General features: G+C 61.7%; 19 protein-coding genes, 1 pseudogene and 1 riboswitch. Of the genes and pseudogenes, 10 read left to right on the top strand and 10 right to left on the bottom strand.

Going from position 1 to position 20823, the window contains the following annotated elements:
- The 3 genes from ACZ9BX_RS07100 to ACZ9BX_RS07090 all read right to left on the bottom strand — a co-directional run bounded on the left by ACZ9BX_RS07100 (position 1) and on the right by ACZ9BX_RS07090 (position 2188).
- A complete protein-coding gene (locus ACZ9BX_RS07100; protein ID WP_476216731.1) occupies positions 1-1467 on the bottom strand; it encodes a TolC family protein in 1467 nt (488 codons plus the stop codon).
- The gene (locus tag ACZ9BX_RS07095) at positions 1464-1691 is read right to left on the bottom strand and encodes a hypothetical protein (RefSeq protein WP_476216729.1); all 228 of its coding nucleotides are present in this window, start codon (positions 1689-1691) and stop codon (positions 1464-1466) included. The genes ACZ9BX_RS07100 and ACZ9BX_RS07095 overlap by 4 nt, the downstream gene beginning before the upstream one ends.
- Positions 1692-1780: 89 nt before the next feature.
- Complete coding sequence (locus tag ACZ9BX_RS07090) at positions 1781-2188, bottom strand: hypothetical protein (RefSeq protein WP_476216727.1); 408 nt, start codon at positions 2186-2188, stop codon at positions 1781-1783.
- Positions 2189-2420: 232 nt separating this feature from the next.
- Between ACZ9BX_RS07090 and ACZ9BX_RS07085 the strand changes: the two are divergent.
- Positions 2421-2767: pseudogene (locus ACZ9BX_RS07085) on the top strand (hypothetical protein).
- A 492-nt stretch (positions 2768-3259) separates the two neighbouring features.
- On the opposite strand, the gene ACZ9BX_RS07080 reads toward ACZ9BX_RS07085, so the two are convergent.
- Positions 3260-3703 (bottom strand): hypothetical protein, encoded by a 444-nt coding sequence (locus tag ACZ9BX_RS07080; RefSeq protein ID WP_476216725.1) that lies wholly within the window; start codon positions 3701-3703, stop codon positions 3260-3262.
- Positions 3704-3939: 236 nt separating this feature from the next.
- Here ACZ9BX_RS07080 and ACZ9BX_RS07075 point away from each other — a divergent pair, with 236 nt between their 5' ends.
- Positions 3940-4842 carry a universal stress protein gene (locus ACZ9BX_RS07075; protein WP_476216723.1) on the top strand — a complete coding sequence of 301 codons (903 nt, stop codon included), beginning with the start codon at positions 3940-3942 and terminating at the stop codon, positions 4840-4842.
- Here ACZ9BX_RS07075 and ACZ9BX_RS07070 read toward each other — a convergent pair.
- Positions 4839-5096, bottom strand: a complete 258-nt coding sequence (locus ACZ9BX_RS07070) for a hypothetical protein (protein WP_476216721.1) — start codon at positions 5094-5096, stop codon at positions 4839-4841. The two genes, ACZ9BX_RS07075 and ACZ9BX_RS07070, sit on opposite strands and share 4 nt — an antisense overlap.
- 67 nt (positions 5097-5163) lie before the next feature.
- On the opposite strand from ACZ9BX_RS07070, the gene ACZ9BX_RS07065 reads away from it, so the two are divergent.
- A complete protein-coding gene (locus ACZ9BX_RS07065; RefSeq protein WP_476216719.1) occupies positions 5164-6105 on the top strand; it encodes a LysR family transcriptional regulator in 942 nt (313 codons plus the stop codon).
- Positions 6106-6209: 104 nt separating this feature from the next.
- On the top strand, positions 6210-6365 hold the full coding sequence (locus tag ACZ9BX_RS07060; protein WP_027514033.1) for an entericidin domain-containing protein: 156 nt from the start codon (positions 6210-6212) through the stop codon (positions 6363-6365).
- Between the two features lie 5 nt (positions 6366-6370).
- Here ACZ9BX_RS07060 and ACZ9BX_RS07055 read toward each other — a convergent pair whose 3' ends face one another.
- Positions 6371-6721 carry a hypothetical protein gene (locus ACZ9BX_RS07055; RefSeq protein WP_476216716.1) on the bottom strand — a complete coding sequence of 117 codons (351 nt, stop codon included), beginning with the start codon at positions 6719-6721 and terminating at the stop codon, positions 6371-6373.
- Between the two features lie 100 nt (positions 6722-6821).
- On the bottom strand, positions 6822-7817 hold the full coding sequence (locus ACZ9BX_RS07050; RefSeq protein WP_476216714.1) for a glycine betaine ABC transporter substrate-binding protein: 996 nt from the start codon (positions 7815-7817) through the stop codon (positions 6822-6824).
- Positions 7818-8421: 604 nt separating this feature from the next.
- Here ACZ9BX_RS07050 and ACZ9BX_RS07045 point away from each other — a divergent pair.
- The gene (locus ACZ9BX_RS07045; protein WP_476216712.1) at positions 8422-9876 is read left to right on the top strand and encodes a cobyric acid synthase; all 1455 of its coding nucleotides are present in this window, start codon (positions 8422-8424) and stop codon (positions 9874-9876) included.
- A gap of 29 nt (positions 9877-9905) precedes the next feature.
- Here ACZ9BX_RS07045 and ACZ9BX_RS07040 read toward each other — a convergent pair whose 3' ends face one another.
- Both ACZ9BX_RS07040 and ACZ9BX_RS07035 read right to left on the bottom strand, forming a co-directional pair.
- Positions 9906-10457: an AAA family ATPase gene (locus tag ACZ9BX_RS07040; RefSeq protein ID WP_476216710.1), complete on the bottom strand. Its 552-nt coding sequence runs from the start codon at positions 10455-10457 to the stop codon at positions 9906-9908.
- Positions 10458-10627: 170 nt separating this feature from the next.
- Positions 10628-12418, bottom strand: a complete 1791-nt coding sequence (locus tag ACZ9BX_RS07035) for a chloride channel protein (protein ID WP_476216708.1) — start codon at positions 12416-12418, stop codon at positions 10628-10630.
- A gap of 163 nt (positions 12419-12581) precedes the next feature.
- Positions 12582-12971: riboswitch (cobalamin riboswitch) on the top strand.
- Positions 12972-13283: 312 nt separating this feature from the next.
- On the opposite strand from ACZ9BX_RS07035, the gene cobU reads away from it, so the two are divergent.
- The 4 genes from cobU to cobO are packed head-to-tail and all read left to right on the top strand — an operon-like array spanning position 13284 to position 19445.
- Positions 13284-13808, top strand: a complete 525-nt coding sequence (gene cobU / locus ACZ9BX_RS07030) for a bifunctional adenosylcobinamide kinase/adenosylcobinamide-phosphate guanylyltransferase (RefSeq protein WP_476216706.1) — start codon at positions 13284-13286, stop codon at positions 13806-13808.
- A 4-nt stretch (positions 13809-13812) separates the two neighbouring features.
- On the top strand, positions 13813-14862 hold the full coding sequence (cobW, locus tag ACZ9BX_RS07025; protein WP_476216704.1) for a cobalamin biosynthesis protein CobW: 1050 nt from the start codon (positions 13813-13815) through the stop codon (positions 14860-14862).
- A 9-nt stretch (positions 14863-14871) separates the two neighbouring features.
- A complete protein-coding gene (gene cobN, locus ACZ9BX_RS07020; RefSeq protein WP_476216702.1) occupies positions 14872-18798 on the top strand; it encodes a cobaltochelatase subunit CobN in 3927 nt (1308 codons plus the stop codon).
- Between the two features lie 14 nt (positions 18799-18812).
- The gene (cobO, locus tag ACZ9BX_RS07015) at positions 18813-19445 is read left to right on the top strand and encodes a cob(I)yrinic acid a,c-diamide adenosyltransferase (protein ID WP_476216700.1); all 633 of its coding nucleotides are present in this window, start codon (positions 18813-18815) and stop codon (positions 19443-19445) included.
- 7 nt (positions 19446-19452) lie between these two features.
- Here cobO and ACZ9BX_RS07010 read toward each other — a convergent pair whose 3' ends face one another.
- The gene (locus ACZ9BX_RS07010) at positions 19453-20265 is read right to left on the bottom strand and encodes a TSUP family transporter (RefSeq protein WP_476219911.1); all 813 of its coding nucleotides are present in this window, start codon (positions 20263-20265) and stop codon (positions 19453-19455) included.
- 101 nt (positions 20266-20366) lie between these two features.
- Here ACZ9BX_RS07010 and ACZ9BX_RS07005 point away from each other — a divergent pair, with 101 nt between their 5' ends.
- A complete protein-coding gene (locus ACZ9BX_RS07005) occupies positions 20367-20786 on the top strand; it encodes a cobalamin biosynthesis protein (protein WP_476216698.1) in 420 nt (139 codons plus the stop codon).
- The last annotated feature ends 37 nt before the right edge of the window (positions 20787-20823 follow it).

The raw sequence follows: 20823 nt of genomic DNA, 5'->3' as shown, positions 1-20823 counted from the left end.
TCAATGGCCGCCGCCACCGCTGCTTTCGGCAGCAGCGGCGACCTCGGTCTCTGCCGAGGCGTTCGTCGCGCCGCCGCCGTAGATCGCCGGCGCGAGGTTGGCTTCGGCGAGCCAGAAGTCGCGCTTCGCGTTGACGGAAAGCAGCATGGCGTTGATTTTGTCGCGGGTGTCGGTCAGCAGCTCGAAGGTGTTGGTGATCATGCCGTTGTAGGTCAGCAGGGATTCTTCTTCGACCTTGGTGCGCAGCGGCACGACGTCGTTGCGGTAGTGCCGCGCGATGTCGTAGTTCGAGCGGTAGGCCTCATAGGCGGACCGTGCTTGCGAGCGGACATTGACGGCCTTCTCGGCGAGCTGGTTCGCCGCCCGCATGTAGGCCACCTCGGCCTTGCGCATGCGGGCCTTGCCGGTGTCGAAGATCGGGATCGCGAACTCCAGCTCGACCTGAGCCGTCGTCCTTGTCTTCTTCTCGTCGTCCTCGATTTCCTGTTCCGTTTCGAAGCCCGTCAGGATTTCGAGGTCGGTGACGTACCGTGTGGCTTCGGTGAGCCCATGGGACCTGGCGGTGGCCTCCAGTTCGAGCTTCGCCACCTGCAGGTCGATCCGGTTTCGGAGGGCTTCGGCCTCGATGGTGTCGCGCCGGACGACGGCCTTGGGTAGCGGTGGCAGGCTGTTCGGAACCTGGTAGTCCAGGTCGGAGCCCCACAGGCCCATCAGCCGTGTCAGCTCCTCCTTGGCGAGACGGGCCGCCAGGCGGGCCTTCGCCGTTTCTGCGGCGAGTTCGGCGACGAACACATGTTCGCGGGCCTGGGCGCCCTTGGCCATCGCACCGGTCTCGCCCAGCTTCTCGGCCAGTTCGGAAGCGGCGTCCGCTGCTGCCTGGGCACGCTGGAGCTGCCCGACGGTTTCCCAGGCCGCCACCGCGCCGATAAAGGCACGCCGCGTCTCGGCGGCGAGCTGGAGGGTCTTCACCGCCGCGGTCAACTGCGCCTGGCGGAAGCGGGTGTCGGCGATCGCCACGTCCCGGTTCTTCGTCGCGAGCGCCAGGATGTTCGTCGTGATCATCCCTTCGATCGTCTTGAACGCCTCCAGTTCCGGCGTCCCTATGCCTGTCGTGCCGATGGCGACGGTCGGGTTGATGAACAGCGTCGACTGCCAGGCGTCGGCCGCGCTGTCGCCGAGATCGGCATACGCCGCTTGCAGACCTTTGTTGTTGAGCAGGGCGATCTGGACGGCGGTTTCGGCGTCGAGTGCCGTCTTACGGGCAAGAAGCGTCTTCACTTCGGCTGAGGCTGCCTGAGCCTGTTGCTGATTTTGTACCCAGACGGTCTGCTTGGCGGTTACCGTCGAGGTTGTCGCCGCGACGGTGCTGAAGCCCGCGTCGCGCTTTGCGTAGTCGGCTCCGCTCACACAGCTCGCCAAAACAACGGGAAGGGTCGCGACGGCCGCAAGTTTCCTGATCGTGATCATGACGCATCTCCGGTCTTCGGAGGCTGCTGCTCATTCTGCTGACGCCAGGGTTTGGGGTCGACCGGTTGACGGGAAACATAGCCGGAAATGGGCGAGTGATATCGAACCGGACGCACAGAATACGTCTGTTCAACGTCCGTCGATGCAATGACATCGGGAGGTAATGTGGATGCGCAGCCACCTATGATAAGCGGCAGCCCCACCACCAATATGGAAGGTCTCATTTTTGAAAATCCGAATAATAGACTTCGAGCGGCAGACCCGGTGATACCGGGAATGCCCTGCGGACCCGCCAATGCGGGTTAGTCTCTATTCAGATATTCGGAGGACGGTGAAGGGGCGGCAGCTCGCCAAAGGTTTGCTGATCGTCGATGAACTGCCGGATCGAGGTCACAACCGGTCCGCCGACGTCGGGGCCTTCACAAATCATGCCAAGCCCGCCGCAGAAATCGCTGCAGCATTCCTGCTTGACGAGCTTCGAGACACCATCGGCGTTATCGGAGATGTCGCCATGCGAATGATCAAGATGGGCCGCCTCCGCCACGTCGTGACCCCCGTGGGACGGCATCGTTTCCGAGGCAACGGCTTCCAGCTCGGGGAAAGACGAGCCATGCATCACCGCGTTGGCGTTGGATAGCGAGTACCCCGCCAGAGATACGATGATCACCAGCCGTATCATCACGAGCAGCTTGCTCACTGTGATTCGGTACATCTTGCCCATTCCCAACGAGCTACATGCAAAGCAGCCCGATTTCAATTAGGGCCTACGTGTCATCGACATTCGAGTCATTTATGTGGCGCGAACATCACGTTGTGGGTCTCCGTCATCAAGTATCCGATAAGTCGCCCGGTGGCGGCGCTGGCCGATCCGTTCGACGGAAGCAAGTGACGAATCCTGTCGGGATCGTGGAGGCTGCCGCGTTCCACGACGCACGTGACAGCGAGGACGCGCCATGCGAATGACACTTGCGGCGATCGGGATGGCGTTTGCCACGGCCGTCCACGCCCATGAAGCGCCGTCGGGCTTCACCTAAGAGCCGTTCTGTTGCAACGGAGACGGTAACAGCGGCGATTGCAGAGGATTTCGTCGAACGCCGTTCGCCCCGGTCAGGAAGGATATGAAGTGACGCTGCTGCCTGGCGACCATCGGTTGGCGACGCGCAGACACGTTTTCCTTATCCGACAGCCACAGACAAGGGAGTCGCCGGACGGCGCCTATAACCTCTGCTTGTTTCCCAACGAAGATAGGGTGCAATGCTTCTCACGCAGAACGTGTGTCACATCGATTTCACGCGACTGACGATGGGGGGCGTGCTTAGTCGCAACGGGCAATTTCAGTCCATCTCTGGCTCCGCTCGTCCTGAGGGCGTCAGACATAATCCGGCCGGGATGAGGCGTCGGTCCGATGGGCGCGTTCTCCCGGCGGCCGGTTCGTTCGAATTGACGCGATGTGGGGTATTTCATGACGATCAAGACAGCGTTGTTGAGAATGTCTCTGATTATCATCTCCGGGTGGGTCATGGTCGGCGCGATCACCTTGGTAATGTTCCATTGAACCGCGGGTTGCATCGATGCGGTTCCTGGTGCAGCGAAAACGATCGCTGAACTTGCGTATGACGAACAGAGGCGCAGGTCTTGACGATCACCGACCCGACGGCCAACTGCGGTCCGTTCCCCCATATCGATCCCAGGACCATGATGAAAATAGTCGCGCAGCGTCCTTTGGAACGATCCCTCTACCTGGTTGCAGGCCGCGCTCCGACGTCGCGGGGCCGGGGCAGGGGCGTTGGCCTTAATGCATGGCCTCGATAAAGGCGCGGCGATAAAATACGCCGAGGTTGATCCGTTCTGCAGCGACTGCCGCAAGCTTCTTTTCAAGACGGCGCTCGAACTCTCGCGATCGGGCTGCTGGGGGCCTGCCGTGTGGGGTTGCGGGCTTTAACCTGATCCGTGGTCCGAGGTCGTCGCAATATTGGGCAAGCGCCATCCCGGCCTTGACCAGCAGGGTCCTCATCTGCGGACGGTGCTCCGCGGCGATGACGAGGCCAAAAGACTTGATCAGGACAGGCCTCGGGACTGGCAGCTCGATCTCGTCGACGATGTCGTTTCCCACTTGCGCTTCCTCAGCGAACACGAGGTACTGGTCCACCAGATCACGGGCGGCTTTGAGGGTCTCTGTATCCGGGTTGTATCGGAACCAGGTTTCATTGAAGGGACTCAGTGATCCATATGTCATCAGGAACTCCTTCGCCCTTCAAAATGAACGCGGGGACTGCCTGATTGTTCGAACGATGTCGCAAGCTCGGCTGCCCCGCTTGGCTGCCCCCGCAGGATATTCTGCCGCGGCGCGTCGCCCATTTGCCATGGAAGTGGCCGACAAGTGCGCGGCGTTGCTAGGTATGGGGCGCAGGAGTAGACTTCAAATGTGATGGACCGGGAGCGATGTGGGAGCATCGCGGAAGGAGGTCCGGTATGAACAACGCGCCCGTAAACGACAACGCCCGGATACCGCCCTCGGCAGAGGCCGGCGTCATCTTCGCCGGCCATGTGCATGAAGTGACTGTCCATGCCGATGTTCTCGCTCTGCTGCCCGATCCGATAACTGCGCGGCCTTGTCTGGACATCGCCGAAGACGCCGCCCGCGCCATCCACGGCACCATGGCCGTGGCTCATGTCGGTGCGGATCCGAAAGGGATGATTGCCGCACCGGAGGAGATCGATCTGCAGATGCTGCGAGACCGGACGGAAGGGTCGCCGCGTGAGCGGTTCGAGCAGGTCGCCCGCGCCTTCGAGGATTGGAAGCAGGACAAGCCCGGCCGAGAACGGCTCCTTCTCGATGACTGCCGCGGCGATCTCAATCGCTGCGTGACCGCCGAAACCCATGAGACGGCGCTCGTCGTCGCCCCGTGCCACGGCAACATGGATGCCCGCGACGCGTTTCACGATCTTCTTTTCAATGAGCGAAAGCTGGTGCTGGCACAGCCTTGCGGTGCCTATGCCGGCAATCTGTTGGGCCACGTGGTGATCGGCTGGAAACCGCATGATCATGTGCAGGATGCCGCCACCGCCGCCAGACGCTGGCTGGCCGCGTCCGATCGCGTGACGGTTCTATGTGTCAACGACAAACCGGACGGAAGCTACCAGTTAACGGCAAGGGAACTGCTTGATCACCTGGGGCTTGATGGCGACGTCGCCGCAATCAGCTCGGGAGGCCGGTCCGTCGGGGAGGCGATTCTCGATTTCGCCAAGTCGGCGAATGCGACGTGCCTTTTGATCGGCGCTTTCAAGCATGACTATTTCCTGGAACTGCTGCTCGGCCGTGTCACTTATTACCTGCTATCGCATGCGCCGCTTCCCTTGATGATGAAGCACTAGCGGCGATCACTGGAGGGCCAGCCGGGCGTGAATCGCATTTCATGTTGCATCGCCAACGCAGAACTCTGCTGAGAAACGGAGTGTCGTGTGGATGATTCTCGAATATTGTTACCCGGATAGGGGGCGACATCAGCGATCAAGTGGCTGGGCAGGGTGCTCATCTGCCGCCTGGTGTTCTCCCAGGCGGTGCGCTGCAGTTGCCTTGCCCTGAATGCGAAGAAGGTGTCCAGAATGTTGTATGCTGTCCCGGTCATCATGGCCTCCTTGGTTTATCGAGCCATGGTGCTAAGATAGCCACGCGTTGACTTTCAAACAAACGAAATGATATGGTGCTTAGTATCAGAAAAATTGAAAGATGCGACGATGACGATACCCTTTCGGCGCCCGATCCCGCTGCTCGACAATGATGTTCTGAGAACTTTTGTCGCCATTGCGGAAACAGGCAATTTTTCGACTGCTGCCGAAGCCGTGTTCCGCACGCCGTCGGCGGTTTCCATGCAGATCAAGAAGCTCGAGGAGCAGCTGGGCGCGACGCTCTTCATGCGCGATGCGCGTTCGGTCACGCTGACGCAGCACGGCGAGCTGTTGCTGACCTATGCCCGCAACATTCTGGCGCTCTCCAACGAGGCGGTTTCCCGCTTCATCATGCCGGAACTCAGCGGCGTCGTGCGGCTGGGCGCGCCGGAAGATATCGGCGAGCGCCTGCTGCCAAGGATCCTGAAGAGCTTCGCGGAGAGCTATCCCGGCATCATGGTCGATGTGACGATCGACATGAGCCAAGGCCTCAAGAAGCGCATGGAAGAGCAAAGGCTGGATCTGGCGCTGATCAATTGCGCCACGCGGCCGTTTCCGACAGGCGGGGAGATCGTTTTCCGTGAACGCCTCGTCTGGGCGGGTGCGAAATGCGGAACAGCTCACAGGCGCGATCCTCTGCCGATCTCGATCTGGGAAGACGGCTGCATCTGGCGCCAGGAGGCGCTGGCGCAGCTGGAGCGCAACAAGCGGCCGTACCGCGTCGCCTATCTGAGCGGCCATACGATGGCGCAGCGTGCCGCTGTGCTTTCCGATCTTGCGATCGCGCCGCTGCCGCGCTCCTATGTCGGCGAAGACATGGTCATTCTCGACGCGCAGGAAGGCCTGCCCGAACTCGGCTCGTTCGATATCCGGCTGCTGACGGCCTCGCAGCTCTCCGGGCCAATGGAGGCCGTGGCGGACAGCATCCGCTTCGCTTTCGCGGAAAAGGCAAAAGCTGTCGCTGCTTGATCCGGACGGCGATGAACCTTATTGGATTCGGCGCGTTAAATGGCCGGAGCGGCGGAGGTTGCTTCGGCCAGGCGACGTTTAGTTTCCAAAAGAGGATTTCCAAAATGACGATGACGGTCAAAATCGGCGCAGCGCTGATGCTGCTTCTGGCGCTTTCTTCCTGCGGCAATACCATCCGCGGTTTCGGCCGCGATACGGCAAATGCCGTCAACGCGACGCAGGACGCCGGCCGTTCGGTCAACCGCGCCGCAACCCGCTAAAACTTTCAGATCGCTGCGGCAGGGTAAGCGCGTTCGAGGCCGCCCGATCGGTTAAGGCCAGTGCGGAAGGCAAGATAGGCCGGATGCTGGCTCGACTTCGCCGCCTCCATTAACTGAATCTGAAGCCGCGCCGGCGCGGCTTCGCCGATCCACAGTCCGGTATTTTCAAGTTTTAGCGAATTGAGAAAAGGACCTGCCGCCGCCAGATCCAGATACCGATGCAAACCGTCGATCAGACTGTCGTCCTGCGCCGTATTTTCCATGAGCAGCGAAAGATAGGATCTGTCCGCTTCGGAAGCGCCCGCAAACTTGCTGGCAACGGTCTCGCGATCGGGAAAGGAAGCGGCTGGCGTCATCGGTCATCCATTACATGCTGCCATGCTCACGGCAGCCTTCGATTAGAAAGTGAGCCGTCAGACTAGGCGGCATAGCCTTCGCGAGGCTGGAATTGCAGTCTCACAGAGCCGCTTTCACTTTTTCTGCAACGTCGGCAGGCACCCATCGTGTCCAGAAGTCGGCGTAGTTGCGCAGAAAATAGAGCGCGGCGTCCTCATTGTTTGCCCGGTTTTCGTCCTGCCATGCCAGAACGTCGTTTATGGTGTTGTTGTCCCAAGAGCGGGCGCGCAGATAGCCGAGCTCTGGACCGGCACGGTCGGCAAAGGCCTTGGTGACGACGGTAAAGGCCTGGGAGACTGGATAGGCGTTGAGCTGCGGACGGGCGCAGCCTTCGACCGAAGTGCAGGCCAGCCATTCCGCCTTGTCGTGGCTGGCGCCCATACTGAGTAGCGTCATTTCATATTTGCCGAGGATCGCCGTTGGCGCCCAGTAGTAGCCGAGCCAGCCGATCTTGGCGTCGAAGGCGTTGGCGATTGAATCGTCCAGATCCTTCGGACTTCCGCTGTCAATCAGCTCGAAGCCTGCATTATCGGCTTTCAAGGCCTTGAAGATATTGGCGGTCGAAATCCTGCAGCTCCAGCCGGACGGGCAATTGTGGATGGCGCCCTTGGAGGCGCTTTTCGGCGCGGGGAAGAGGTCCGGCCGCTTCAGAGCATCCTGCACGGAACGGATATCGGGATTTGCATCGGCGATGAATTTCGGGATCCACCAGCCTTCGATTGCGCCGTCTGCCAAAATCTCCGAGGCTTGAACCAGCCGACCGCTTGTTACCGCCGCCTCGAGTTGAGTCCGGACGGACGCGGTCCAGAGTTCGGGCGCGATGTCGGGTTCGCCCTTCTCATCCATCGAAGCAAAGGTCGCCACGGTATCGCCGGCAACGGTCGTGACATTGCAGCCGTAGCCGTTTTCGAGAATGAACTTGTCGAAATTGGCGGCAATCGCGGCGGACGCCCAATTCATCTCCGCGATCGAGACGTTACCGCAGTCCGCCTGCGCGGCGCGGCCGCCGGCGAAGAGACATACGGCAAAAGTAAGCGAAGCCAGGATGATCTTCATTCGCTCGTTCCCCAGTTTTTATGTCTGATGTGCAGCTTTTGGATGTAATACTACCCGCCCAATCCGTCCGTTCAATGAATGCAAATGTAGCAGTTCGGCCGTCGTAATCTCACGTGCCATGCGTTTTTTCGCATCGCGACTGGCGGCCTGGAACATTGCTATTATTTTCCAGCCTACGCCTTTGACGCGGTAATTGAAATCCGCCGGTGGTCGAATATTTTCGAGCTAAATAGCTGTTTTGAATGCACTAATATTCTCACCGACCCGCCAACGAAAGCCTGCGTCGAGCCACAGGCGGGATATCCTCAGTGAACTGCATGCGGATCGAAAATCGGCGAAAACTCAAAAAAAGCCGAAATTCACCCCGCATAATTTTCTGCAATAACACTCCGGTAAGAATGTCACGCTATCAGTTGAACCACGGCGGGGGACAACCGCCGTTTCTCCGGATCAGGTATTGCGTCCCGGAGAATACGAGTTTCGCCGTGTATTGGCGAATACGCCAGAGTTTTCGGCAAACCGCGCGCGCCCGCCAGCCCGCGCGGTTTTCGCATTTCAGGCAGGCGATTGACCGCGGATCACGCCGCGTTGTAGGCCTCATTGTATGACCAAGGCGATCATGTTGCAGGGAACCGGCTCGGATGTCGGCAAGACGGTGCTCGTCGCCGGGCTCTGCCGGCTTGCGGCCAACCGCGGCCTCAACGCAAAGCCGTTCAAGCCGCAGAACATGTCGAACAATGCCGCCGTCGCCGACGACGGCGGGGAGATCGGCCGGGCGCAGTGGCTGCAGTCGCTCGCGGCGCGAACCCCATCTTCGGTGCACATGAATCCGGTTCTCCTGAAACCGCAATCGGAAAACGGCAGCCAGATCATAGTACGGGGCAGGGTCTTCGGGCAGGCGAAGGCCCGCGACTACCAGAGGCTCAAGCCGCAGTTGCTGGAGCATGTGCTGCAGAGCTTCGCGATCGTGTCCGAGGGCGCCGACCTTGTGATCGTCGAGGGCGCGGGATCGCCGGCCGAAATCAACCTCCGTCCCGGCGACATCGCCAATATGGGCTTTGCCACCCGGGCCAAGGTGCCCGTCGTGCTCGTCGGCGATATCGACCGCGGCGGCGTGATCGCCTCTCTCGCGGGCACGCATGCGATTCTTTCGGATGACGACCGGACGATGATTTCCGGCTATGTCATCAACAAGTTCCGCGGCGATATTTCGCTCTTCGATGACGGCATTGCCGCAATCAATCGCTTCACCGGCTGGCCGTGTTTCGGGGTCGTGCCCTGGCTGAAGGCGGCTGGCCGTTTGCCGGCGGAGGATTCCGTCGTGCTGGAGCGCCTTGCCAAGGGAGCGTCCGGCGCATTGAAGATCGCCGTGCCGGTTTTGCCGCGCATCGCCAATTTCGACGATCTCGATCCTCTTCGTGCCGAGCCGGATATCGAACTCGTCTTCGTGAAACCGGGCGACCAGCTGCCGGGCGATGCCGCGCTCGTGATCCTGCCCGGATCGAAATCGACGATTGCCGACCTTGCAGACCTGCGCGATGCCGGCTGGGACCGCGATCTGGAAGCGCACGTCCAGCGCGGCGGCCGCGTCATCGGCATCTGCGGCGGCTATCAGATGCTAGGGCGCATGGTTCGCGATCCGCACGGCATCGAGGGGGCGAGCGCGGAGACGCCGGGTCTCGGACTGCTCGATGTCGAGACCGAAATGGCGCCGGAAAAGACCGCGCGCAACAGCCTGGCGGTCTCGGCCGAATATGACGTTCCGCTTGCCGGCTACCAGATACACCTGGGTGTGACGGCCGGACCGGACTGTGCCAACCCATCAGCGGTGATCGACGGCGTGGCGGATGGCGCGGTTTCCGCCGACCGGCGGATCATGGGCACCTATCTCCACGGCCTCTTCGGCAGCGACGCCTATCGCGGCAAGCTTCTCGAAAGTTTCGGCCTTTCCGGTGAAAGGCGGAACTACAGACAAAGCGTCGACGAGGCATTGGATGAGGTCGCCTCCGAACTTGAAACCCATCTCGACAAGGGCTGGTTGACCGCGTTGTTCGGCTAGGGTGGCTGGCTCACGCCGCCCTCCCGCGATCACTCTGGGCGAACATTCAGCCATCCGATTTTTCGCAGGATGACCTCCGCGAGTTCCGTCGGTGCCTTGCCGTCTGTAGGCATAACGAACACGCCATTGGCGTCTTGCCTTGCCATGCGCCTCGCTTGTCGAAGTGAACGCTGTGCCTGCTCATCAGCGCCAGAACCGATCTCACGCTGTACTAGCCGCGCCATCAGCGTCGGTTCAGACGCTATCAAGCGGATCACCGTGATCGTCGCGTCCGGGATGGCCGCAAGAATCCATCGTCGGTCGAATTCAAGATGCATCATAACGCCTGACATGATCAGGCGGGTGTGCCCCAAAGCTCGATATGTCGACCAAATCGCAGCCAGATTGAGGCTGCTGACATCCGTCGTTCCCGAGCGAATTCTCGCGAGATCCTCGGCACTCGGGCGCGGGAACACTCTATCAAGTTCATCTGTCTCGATGACGGTGTGAGCGACGTTCACCGTGGCGAGTTGCAAGCTCATCTCCCAGCACAGCGTGGACTTGCCAACGCCGGCCGGTCCCGTAATCAATGTGATCTCCATGCCGTTTCCATTGTCCTTCCAATCTTCAACCGACTGCAATTTGCTGGAGCTTGAACCGCGTTGGAAGTGACAAGCGTCATTTCGCTCTGCGCGAGCACATCTTATTTAGCAAGGATACTGGCTGCCGGCGGTCTCGGCCCCTGCAATCTAGGTTGACTAGTTCGACATCACTAGATTTCGCCCGAAACTTCGCGGCGTCTTCGATCGAGCTCTTCGCTGTAGCGGCGAAGCGTATAGCTTTCGCTGAGCTGGCCGACCACCCGGCGCTCGATCAGATTGTTGAGCACGGCGAGCGCTTCGCTCTCCGTCTTGTCGAAGATCGCCGCCGCCTGCTTTGCGTTCATCTGCGGCTGCAGGAAGTCGTTCCGGTAGCGGATGAAATCCTTCAGACCCTTGCCCTCGTCGTCAGTATCGACGGGGCTCGCGTAGATTTCCGGAACGTGCACCATACCGGCATATTTGTCGGCGTCGTCGACCAGGATGACGCGCTGCCGCGAACCGATCGGGAAGGCCTTCTTGAATTCGTCGATCGTGATATTGGCCTTTGCCGTCTTGACGTCCGAGCGCATCAGCTTGTCGACCGTCAGATTGCGGATCCAGCCGACATCATGGGCGCTGCGGATGCTCTCGCCGCGAAGATGAAAGCGCCAGGTGGCGAAGGAGTAGCCGAAGGTGTTCCGCACGACGAGCGACGAGGTGATGACGGCCGCCAGCACCAGCGCGGTGATCGGAAAGTCGCCGGTTATCTCGAGCGCCAGGAAGGTCATCGTCAGCGGCCCGCCGATGACGGCAACGGCGAGCGAACTCATGCCGACCACGGCATAGATCACCGGTGTCAGCGTCGCATGGGCGAAATAGGGTGCCGAATAGGCGAAAAGCTTGCCGAGCAGCGCTCCCATGAAGAGCGAGGCGAAGAAGAGGCCGCCCCTGAAGCCGGAACCGATCGAGACGGCGGAAGCGAAAGATTTCAGCAGGAAGAGGCCGATCAGGACCGTGACGGCGACATCGCGGTCGAGATTGAGATGCAGGGCGCCATGGCCCGCCGAAAGCACCTGAGGCGTAATCATCGCCAGAAGACCGACGACGATGCCGCCGAGTGCCGGACGAAGCGGCGTCGGAACGGAACTTTTACGCGCCAACTCCTCGATGAAGGCTACGCCTTGCATGATCAGGATACCGACGCCGGCGCAGAAGGCGCCAAGCAGCAGGGCAGGGATATAATCGGCCGGAACCACCGTGCCGAATTCACCGACGTCGATCATGAAGTCGCTTCCCGCCAGCAGGCGCGCGACGAGCGTCGAGACGAGCGCAGAAACGACGACCGGCGTCAGCGAAACGATCGTGTACGTTCCGATGATGAGTTCGAAAGCGTAGAAGGCGCCGGTCAGGGGCGCGTTGAAGGCCGCGGCGATCGCACCGGCTGCGCCGCAGCCGACAAGGACGCGCAGATCGGCGCGGCGAAGCTGCAGCTTCAGTCCGAGCTTGGAGGCGATGCCTGCCGCGAGCTGGACATAGCCGGCCTCAAGGCCGACAGAGGCGCCGAAGCCGTTCGAAACCAGATTCTGGACAGCGACAATGATGCTGTCCGTCAGCGACAGCCGGCCGCCATGCAAAGCATTTGCTTCGATCGGGTCGACCATGGGCTTCTTGCGGGTTCGCGCGAGAATAAAAAACAGAAGGCCGAGAAGAATCCCGCCGCAGACTGGCGCGATCAGAAGCAGGAATTTGTTGTCGATCTGCGACGCACTCAGCCTCTCGATCTCGCTGATGCCGAAGATCAGGCGGTGCAGCTCGCGCGAGAGCAGGCTCATGCCGGTGACCGCGAGCCCCGACGTCACGCCGACGGCGATCCCGGCAAAGACCATGCCCATTTCGCTGCGGCGGGCAAGCGCGCGAATCCGCCCTGCATCAAGCAGGCGATAGAGCTGGTGGAGGCGCGGGAAATTCAATTTCGTGAGCATATGCAAAGAACTAGGTAACGGCCAACACCGTCAAGGGCGATTAGGGCACCTGCTCCCGAAATATGGCGAAAGCCCGGCGCGAAGCGCACCGCGAACTTGAACCTGTTCTCCGCTGGTTCGGTTTGGCGTGCGCGATTGACTTCGACAGGCGGCTTGCCTAACGATGAACAATCTTACGGATGGTTCCGGAACGGCAGATGCCGTGCCGGATGAAAAGGGAATGTGAAGGGACGGACCCAAGCCGGGCGTCTTCATCACAGCCGACCCCGCGACTGTAGAGCGGTCAGGGTCTTCCATCCGGCGTTCAGGCCAATTCACGGCTGTTTCGCATGTCGCGGAGCGGGTGAAGCGGCAAGGCGCCGGAAAAGCCACTGGAAATGCATCGTGATCAGCCGGGGCAGGACGCCTCTATTTCTACGAATCGTCCGCCTTTTCACGAAGACGCAGCCGGGAAGGCGAGGAAGACCCGCTGGCACGACAGGGCGACCTCAATGGTCGCCCTGTCGTGCCAATACCCGCGAGCCAGGAGACCTGCCATGCGTGCCGGGCGAAGAGCCCATTCTGGGGTATTGTTCCCCGCTGCCAGCACGGAGGTTGTCATGGCTGAACGATGGAATTTCATGCCGTATTTTGCGGCTTCTTTGCGGGACGCCGCACTTTCGACTTCCCTCATTCCGGTCCTGGGACTTGTCCCGGGAACCAGCACAGGCATCCAGTGCGCCCAAGTCCTTGGGCGCAGAAGACTCCCCAAAACGAAAAAGGTCATTCAAGGCGAAGACGCGCCGTGGCTGGATTCCTGTGACAAGCACAGGAATGAGGGACGGAGAGGTTGTGTGGTGCTATCCCTTCCGGGGTCTGCATCCTGATGACCTCTTCTTCACTCGGCACTGCCTTCGTCCTCGGCGGCGCGCGTTCCGGCAAATCCCATTTCGCCGAGCGGCTGATCGCCGATAGCGACCTTGAGCGCCACTACGTCGCGACCGGCCGGGCGTGGGACGAAGAGATGCGTGCGCGCATCGAGCAGCATAAGTCCGATCGGGGTCCGCTCTGGACGACACACGAGGAGCCGCTGGATCTCCTCTCCCGTCTCTCCGCGATCGACCGCGAGGGTCGGGCGATCCTCGTCGATTGCCTGACGCTCTGGGTCACCAATCTGATGATGGAAGAGCGCGACATGGCGGCGGAATTCGCTGCCCTTGCGTCGTTTCTGCCAAAAGCCAAGGCGCGGCTCGTCATCGTTTCCAATGAAGTCGGCCTCGGCATCGTGCCGGAAAGCCGGATGGCGCGGGATTTCCGCGATCATGCCGGACGGCTGCACCAGATGATCGCGGCGGAAGCCGCGGACGTGTATTTCATCGCGGCCGGTCTGCCGCTGAAAATGAAGGGTTGAACCTATGAACCAGCAGAAGATCCCCGCAACGGTCATCACCGGCTTCCTTGGCGCCGGCAAGACGACGATGATCCGCAATCTGCTTTCCAATACCGGCGGCAAGAAGATCGCGCTGATCATCAACGAATTCGGCGATCTCGGCGTCGACGGCGACGTATTGAAGGGTTGCGGCGCGGAAAACTGCACAGAGGACGACATCATCGAGCTCACCAATGGCTGCATCTGCTGCACCGTTGCCGATGATTTTATCCCGACCATGACGAAGCTTTTGGAGCGCGCGCAGCGCCCGGACCACATCATCATCGAAACCTCCGGCCTTGCCCTGCCGCAGCCGCTCGTTGCCGCCTTCAACTGGCCGGAGATCCGCAGCGAGGTGACGGTCGATGGGGTCATCACCGTCGTCGACAGCGCGGCCGTCGCCGCCGGCCGTTTCGCCGATGACCACGATGCGGTGGATGCCCGCCGCGCCGACGACGCGTCCCTCGATCATGAAAGCCCGATAGAAGAACTCTTCGAGGATCAATTGACCTGCGCCGACCTCATCGTGCTCAACAAGACCGACCTCCTTGACGGCGAGGGGCTCGGCCGCGTGCGCCGCGAAGTAACCTCCCGCATTGCCCGCAAGCCGGCGATGATCGAGGCGAGAAACGGCGAGGTTCCCGCAAGCGTGCTGCTCGGCCTCGGCATCGGCACGGAAGGGGACATCGTCAACCGCAAATCCCATCATGAGCTGGAGCATGCAGACGGCACGCCGCACGACCATGACGAGTTCGACAGCTTCGTCGTCGAACTCGGTCCGATCACCGATCCGGCAGGCTTCGCCGAGAAGCTGAAAGGCGTGATTGCCGAGCACGACGTCCTGCGCCTGAAGGGCTTTGCCGATGTCGCGGGCAAGCCGATGCGTTTGCAGGTCCAGGCCGTCGGCAGCCGCGTCGACCAGTATTTCGACCGCGCCTGGGCGCCGGGCGAAGCACGCGGCACGCGCCTTGTGGTGATCGGTCTGCATGAGATGGATCAGGGCACGGTCCGCAATGCCATCCAGGCACTCGTCTAAGGCTCGGCCATGCATCTGCTTCTTGCCCAGAAAGGAACGATCAGCGATGGCGAGGAGGCGATCGACCTCGGCCAATCGCCGGGCGATATCCTGTTCCTGTCCGCAGCGGACACGGAGCTTTCGGCGATCGCCGCGGCTCACGCACAAGGCGGCAGGCCTTTTTCGCTCCGGCTCGCCAGCCTTATGAGCCTCAAGCACCCGATGTCCGTCGATGCCTATATCGAGCGGACTGCGCGGCATGCCAAGTTGATCATCGTCCGGGCGCTTGGGGGCGCGAGCTACTTCCACTACGCGCTGGAGGCGCTGCACACCTGCGCTGCGCGGCATGACGCGATGATCGCGGTGCTGCCCGGGGATTCCAAGCCGGATGCGGGATTGGCGCCTTTTTCGAATGTGCCGCTCGATGATCTGAATGCGCTCTGGTCCTATCTGATCGAAGGCGGCGACGGGAATTCGCGAGGATTTCTCGATTATGCCGCGGCGATGCTTGCCGGTGATGGGAAGCCGGGCGCGGCAACGCCGTTGATGAAGGCCGGCATCTGGTGGCCGGGCAGGGGTGTCATTGGGATTGAGGAGTGGAAGGCCGCCGCAGCCTCCATCTTCTCTCCAGCGGGGAGAAGATGCCCTTCAGGGCAAATGAGAGGGGTGAGCGACGCAAGGAGCGAACAGGACCGCGAAGGTGATGCTGGCGATTGCCGCGCTTCCCCTTCATCCGACCCTTCGGGCCACCTTCTCCCCGTTGGGGAGACGGAAAGTTCCGGCGAGCTCCCCACCGTCGCCATCAGCTTCTACCGCGCCCTCGTCCAGAGCGGCGAAACGGCCCCCATCGAAGCGCTCATCGAAGCGCTGGCGGCGGAAGGCCTACGTCCTCTGCCGGTCTTCGCCTATAGCCTCAAGGACCCGGTATCGACCGGCATTCTCGAACGCATCTTAACAGAAGCGCCGCCTGACGTGGTGATCAACACGACCGGCTTTGCCGTCTCCGCGCCCGGCGCCGATCGCGCGGCAACGGTCCTAGAATCCAACGGCGCCGTCGTTCTCCAGGCGATTTTCTCCGCTTCGTCCAAGGAAGCATGGGCCTTGTCGTCCCAAGGTCTTTCCGCCCGCGATCTCGGCATGAACGTTGCGCTGCCGGAGGTCGATGGCCGCGTGCTGGCGCGCGCCGTTTCGTTCAAATCCGCCGCCCGTTACGACGCGGCCGTTGAAGCCAATATCGTCGCCAGCGAGCCGGATGCCGATCGTATGCGTTACACGGCGAAACTCGCCGCCAACTGGGCGCGTCTGCGAAGCAGGCAGGTTGCGGACCGCCGCATCGCGTTGGTGCTTGCGAATTATCCGAACCGCGACGGGCGCCTCGGCAACGGCGTCGGTCTCGATACGCCGGCCAGCATCATCGAGGTGCTGGAGGCGATGCGGGATGCGGGTTACACGGTTCCCGATTTCCCGGCCGATGGCGATGCGCTGATGCGGCACCTCGCCGACGGGCTGACCAACTCCGGACGCGATGGAAAGGTGATCCGCGAGTCGCTTTCATTGAGCGGATACAAATTGTTCCTCGCGTCTCTTCCGAAAAAGGTTCAGGACGAAGTTACCGCCCGCTGGGGCGATCCGGCGTCCGATCCCTATTTTACGGATGGCGGTTTCGCCCTGCCTTTCACGCGTTTCGGTAACGTCCTCATCGGCATTCAGCCTGCACGCGGCTACAACATCGACCCGAAGGAAAGCTACCATTCGCCGGACCTCGTGCCGCCGCATGGCTATCTTGCCTTTTATGCCTTTCTCCGTGAGGAGTTCGGCGCTGATGCCGTGATCCATATGGGCAAGCACGGCAATCTGGAATGGTTGCCGGGAAAGGCGCTGGCGCTGTCTGCGGAATGCTATCCCGAGGCAATTCTCGGCCCGCTCCCGCATCTCTATCCATTCATCGTCAACGATCCGGGCGAGGGCACGCAGGCCAAGCGGCGCGCGAGCGCCGTCATTATCGACCACCTGACGCCGCCGTTGACGCGGGCCGAAAGCTACGGCCCTCTGAAGGACCTGGAAGCGCTGGTTGACGAATATTACGAAGCCTCCGGCAGCGACCCGCGGCGAATCCGGCTGCTCAGCAAGCAGATCCTCGATCTCGTCGCCGACATCGGCCTCGACCAGGATGCCGGGATCGCCAAGGGCGAGAGCGAGGATGAGGCGCTGAAGAAGCTCGACGCCTATCTCTGCGACCTCAAGGAAATGCAGATCCGCGACGGCCTGCACATCTTCGGCGTCGCGCCGGAAGGCCGGTTGCTGATTGATCTCACGGTGGCACTGGCGCGCGTTCCGCGTGGTTTGGGCGAGGGCGGGGATCAGAGTTTGCAGCGGGCGATTGCGGCGGATGCGTTTGCAGCGGAGGGGGATAAGCCCCACGCTCCACATTTCGATCCACTAGACTGCGATATGTCGGCGCCCTGGCTCGGTCCGCGGCCATCGCAGTTGGCAGAGACTTCCAACACCACCTGGCGCACCAGCGGCGACACTGTCGAGCGCATCGAACTGCTTGCCGCAAAGCTGGTTTCCGGCGAACTTCCATGCCCGCTGGACTGGGCCGCCACGCGCGCGGTGCTCTCCGAGATCGAAAACGGCCTGAAGCCCTCCATCCTCGCTTGCGGCAAGGCCGAAATCGCGGGCTTTCTGCGCGGTCTCGACGGCCGGTTCGTCGCGCCGGGCCCCTCCGGTGCGCCGACGCGCGGCCGGCCAGATGTGCTGCCGACGGGACGGAATTTTTATTCGGTCGACAGCCGCGCCGTCCCCACGCCTGCGGCTTACGAACTTGGCAAGAAATCGGCCGAATTGCTCGTCCGCCGCTACGTGCAGGATCACGGCGAATGGCCAGTCTCCTTCGGTCTGACGGCCTGGGGCACCTCGAATATGCGCACTGGCGGAGACGATATCGCCCAGGCGCTGGCGCTGATTGGCGTCAAGCCGCTCTGGGACATGACCTCGCGGCGCGTCACCGGCTACGAGATAATTCCCCCGGCGCTGCTGCGGCGCCCACGGGTCGACGTGACGCTGCGCATCTCCGGCTTCTTCCGCGATGCCTTTCCGGAACAGATCGCCTTGTTCGACCGGGCAATCCGCGCCGTCGGCGCGCTGGATGAAGATGCTGCCGACAACCCGATTGCCGCTCGCATGCGCGGCGAGGCTGCGCGGCTCGCCGCAGCCGGGCTCGACGAGGCATCCGCGCAGAAGCGCGCCGGTTACCGCATCTTCGGCTCAAAACCCGGCGCCTATGGCGCGGGCCTGCAGGCTCTGATCGACGAAAAGGGCTGGGAGCGTCGCGCCGACCTGGCGGAAGCCTATCTCGTCTGGGGCAGCTACGCCTATGGCGCGGCAGACGAAGGCAAGGCCGAACGCGGTGTCTTCGAGGAGCGCCTGCGCTCCATCCAGGCCGTGGTGCAGAACCAGGACAACCGCGAGCACGACCTGCTCGACAGCGACGACTACTATCAGTTCGAAGGCGGCATGGCGGCCGCCGCGGAGCAACTGGGTGGAACGCGTCCCGCGATCTACCACAACGATCACTCGCGGCCGGAAAAGCCGGTGATCCGCTCGCTGGAAGAGGAGATCGGCCGCGTCGTGCGCGGGCGTGCCGTCAATCCGAAGTGGATCGATGGCGTCATGCGCCATGGCTACAAGGGCGCCTTCGAGATCGTCGCGACCGTCGATTACCTCTTTGCCTTCGCGGCAACGACGGGGGTCGTCGGAGACCACCATTTCGAGGCCGTCTACCAGGCCTTCGTCGCCGATCCGAAAGTCCGCGATTTCATGGCGGAAAAGAACCCGGCGGCTTTAAGGGAAATGAAGGAGCGGCTGCTCGAAGCGATCGAGCGCAGGCTCTGGACGCCGCGCAGCAATTCGGCGCGCTTCGATCTCGCGCCGTCACGTCACGCAGAAACGGTATAAACCAGGGAAGAACAATGAGCGAAGAACCAGTGGAAAGCGGCGAGAAGGACGGTGCACGTCACGCCGAAAAGATGGCTAAAAAGAAGGCCGCGCGCGACAAGATCATGGCGACGAAGACGGACGAGAAGGGTCTGATCATCGTCCACACTGGAAAGGGCAAGGGCAAATCGTCCGCGGCCTTCGGCATGATCTTCCGCCATATCGCCCACCACAAGCCGTCGGCCGTCGTGCAGTTCATCAAGGGCGCGATGTGGACCGGCGAGCGCGACCTGATCGAGAAGCATTTCTCCGACGTCTGCCAGTTCCACACAATGGGCGAGGGCTTCACCTGGGAAACACAGGACCGCGCCCGCGATATGGCGGCCGCCGCCGCTGCCTGGGAAAAGGCGAAGGAGTTGATCCGCGACGAGCGCAACTCCATGGTGCTGCTTGATGAGATCAACATCGCGCTCCGCTACGACTATCTCGACGTGAACGAGGTTATCGCATTTCTCAAGGCCGAAAAACCCCACATGACTCACGTCGTGCTGACCGGCCGGAACGCCAAGGACGAGTTGATCGAGATCGCCGATCTTGTCACGGAGATGGAACTGATCAAGCATCCGTTCCGCTCCGGCATCAAGGGACAGCCCGGCGTCGAGTTCTGACGGCGGGTCAATGACCCGGCAGGTAATCGACGGCCAATGCCAGGCTCCACAGGCGAAGAGGGTTCGTCGGATCGGACAGGAGCTTGATCGTGAACGCAATGCAGACCGTCACAAGCAGCGGCTTGATGAGCCTGGCGCCGGTGCGCATCGCAAGCCGTGAGCCAACCTGGGCGCCGAGGAACTGGCAGACACCCATCATGAGCCCGATCGTCCAGAGCGTTGCGCCGAAGGAGGCGAAGACGATGAGTGCGCCGATGTTCGAGCCGAGGTTCAGAAGCTTGGTATGCGCCGTTGCCTTCAGCATGCCGAAGCCTGCAAGCGTCACGAAGGACAGCATGAAGAAGGAGCCCGTGCCGGGGCCGAAAACGCCGTCGTAGAAGCCGATCAGCGGCACGAAGGTCATGCCGAAGACGAAGGGGGTGATACGGCTGTGCTTGTCGAGGTCATTGAGGTTCGGCTTGAAGGCGAAATAGAGCGCGATCGCGATAAGCAGCACCGGCATGATGGCGCGCAGGACATCGCCGGGCACGATCGTCGCAAGAGCCGCGCCGAGCGCTCCGCCCATCGCCGCCATCATGGCCATCGGCAGTTGTTCGCGAAGGTTCACATGGCCTTTCCGCGCATAGGCGATGGTGGCGGATGCTGCTCCGAAAACGGATTGCACCTTATTCGTGCCGAGTGCCTGGAGCGGTGGAATCCCGGCGATCAGCATCGCCGGGACGGTGATAAGCCCGCCGCCGCCCGCGATGGCATCGACGAAGCCGGCGAAGAAGCCAGCGAGGCACAGGAGAAGAAGCAGATGGGGAGCGATATCGGACAAGGCGAACTCGAAGGCGGGATTGAAGTCCGCGCCATGTTGCATTTCCGGTCTCCGGCTGCAATGGCTGGCAGGACACGCATGCAGTCTTTCAAAACGGGCCGATGACCGAAATCACGTTCGATATTTCACGCCGCCACGTCCTCGGCCTCGGTTGCGAGCGCGGCACGCCGGCCGATGAGGTCATGGCGCTTGCGGGCGAGGCGGTGCGGCAGGCGGGTCTGGCGCCCGGTGAACTCGCCGCCATCGCGTCGATCGACGGCCGGGCCGGGGAACCTGCTATTCTTGAAGCCGCCAGACACTTCAGCTTGCCGCTGCTGTTTTTCAGCGCCGCACGCCTTGAGGAAGAGACGCCGCGCCTTAAGAATCCATCCGACATTGTCTTTGCCCGCATCGGCTGCCACGGCGTTGCCGAGTCTGCTGCGCTTGCTGCTGCCGGCAAGGTGGCGGAGCTCGCGGTGCCCAAGATCAAATCCGCGCATGCAACCGCGGCGATCGCCCGCATGCGGTTGCAGAAAGAATAACGGGCGTTATGGTGCCCCATTTCGCTGGTCGTCCCTT

This window comes from Rhizobium sp. USDA 3886, assembly GCF_056279785.1.
The sequence above is the reverse complement of the archived record's forward strand: the minus strand, read 5'-3'. Positions and strand labels throughout refer to the sequence as shown.

Coding starts and splice junctions, on each gene's coding strand:
- ACZ9BX_RS07100 (WP_476216731.1), bottom strand. CDS start 1,467: ATGATCACGATCAGGAAACTTGCGGCCGTCGCGACCCTTCCCGTTGTT.
- ACZ9BX_RS07095 (WP_476216729.1), bottom strand. CDS start 1,691: ATGAGACCTTCCATATTGGTGGTGGGGCTGCCGCTTATCATAGGTGGC.
- ACZ9BX_RS07090 (WP_476216727.1), bottom strand. CDS start 2,188: ATGGGCAAGATGTACCGAATCACAGTGAGCAAGCTGCTCGTGATGATA.
- ACZ9BX_RS07080 (WP_476216725.1), bottom strand. CDS start 3,703: ATGACATATGGATCACTGAGTCCCTTCAATGAAACCTGGTTCCGATAC.
- ACZ9BX_RS07075 (WP_476216723.1), top strand. CDS start 3,940: ATGAACAACGCGCCCGTAAACGACAACGCCCGGATACCGCCCTCGGCA.
- ACZ9BX_RS07070 (WP_476216721.1), bottom strand. CDS start 5,096: ATGACCGGGACAGCATACAACATTCTGGACACCTTCTTCGCATTCAGG.
- ACZ9BX_RS07065 (WP_476216719.1), top strand. CDS start 5,164: ATGATATGGTGCTTAGTATCAGAAAAATTGAAAGATGCGACGATGACG.
- ACZ9BX_RS07060 (WP_027514033.1), top strand. CDS start 6,210: ATGACGATGACGGTCAAAATCGGCGCAGCGCTGATGCTGCTTCTGGCG.
- ACZ9BX_RS07055 (WP_476216716.1), bottom strand. CDS start 6,721: ATGACGCCAGCCGCTTCCTTTCCCGATCGCGAGACCGTTGCCAGCAAG.
- ACZ9BX_RS07050 (WP_476216714.1), bottom strand. CDS start 7,817: ATGAAGATCATCCTGGCTTCGCTTACTTTTGCCGTATGTCTCTTCGCC.
- ACZ9BX_RS07045 (WP_476216712.1), top strand. CDS start 8,422: ATGACCAAGGCGATCATGTTGCAGGGAACCGGCTCGGATGTCGGCAAG.
- ACZ9BX_RS07040 (WP_476216710.1), bottom strand. CDS start 10,457: ATGGAGATCACATTGATTACGGGACCGGCCGGCGTTGGCAAGTCCACG.
- ACZ9BX_RS07035 (WP_476216708.1), bottom strand. CDS start 12,418: ATGCTCACGAAATTGAATTTCCCGCGCCTCCACCAGCTCTATCGCCTG.
- cobU (WP_476216706.1), top strand. CDS start 13,284: ATGACCTCTTCTTCACTCGGCACTGCCTTCGTCCTCGGCGGCGCGCGT.
- cobW (WP_476216704.1), top strand. CDS start 13,813: ATGAACCAGCAGAAGATCCCCGCAACGGTCATCACCGGCTTCCTTGGC.
- cobN (WP_476216702.1), top strand. CDS start 14,872: ATGCATCTGCTTCTTGCCCAGAAAGGAACGATCAGCGATGGCGAGGAG.
- cobO (WP_476216700.1), top strand. CDS start 18,813: ATGAGCGAAGAACCAGTGGAAAGCGGCGAGAAGGACGGTGCACGTCAC.
- ACZ9BX_RS07005 (WP_476216698.1), top strand. CDS start 20,367: ATGACCGAAATCACGTTCGATATTTCACGCCGCCACGTCCTCGGCCTC.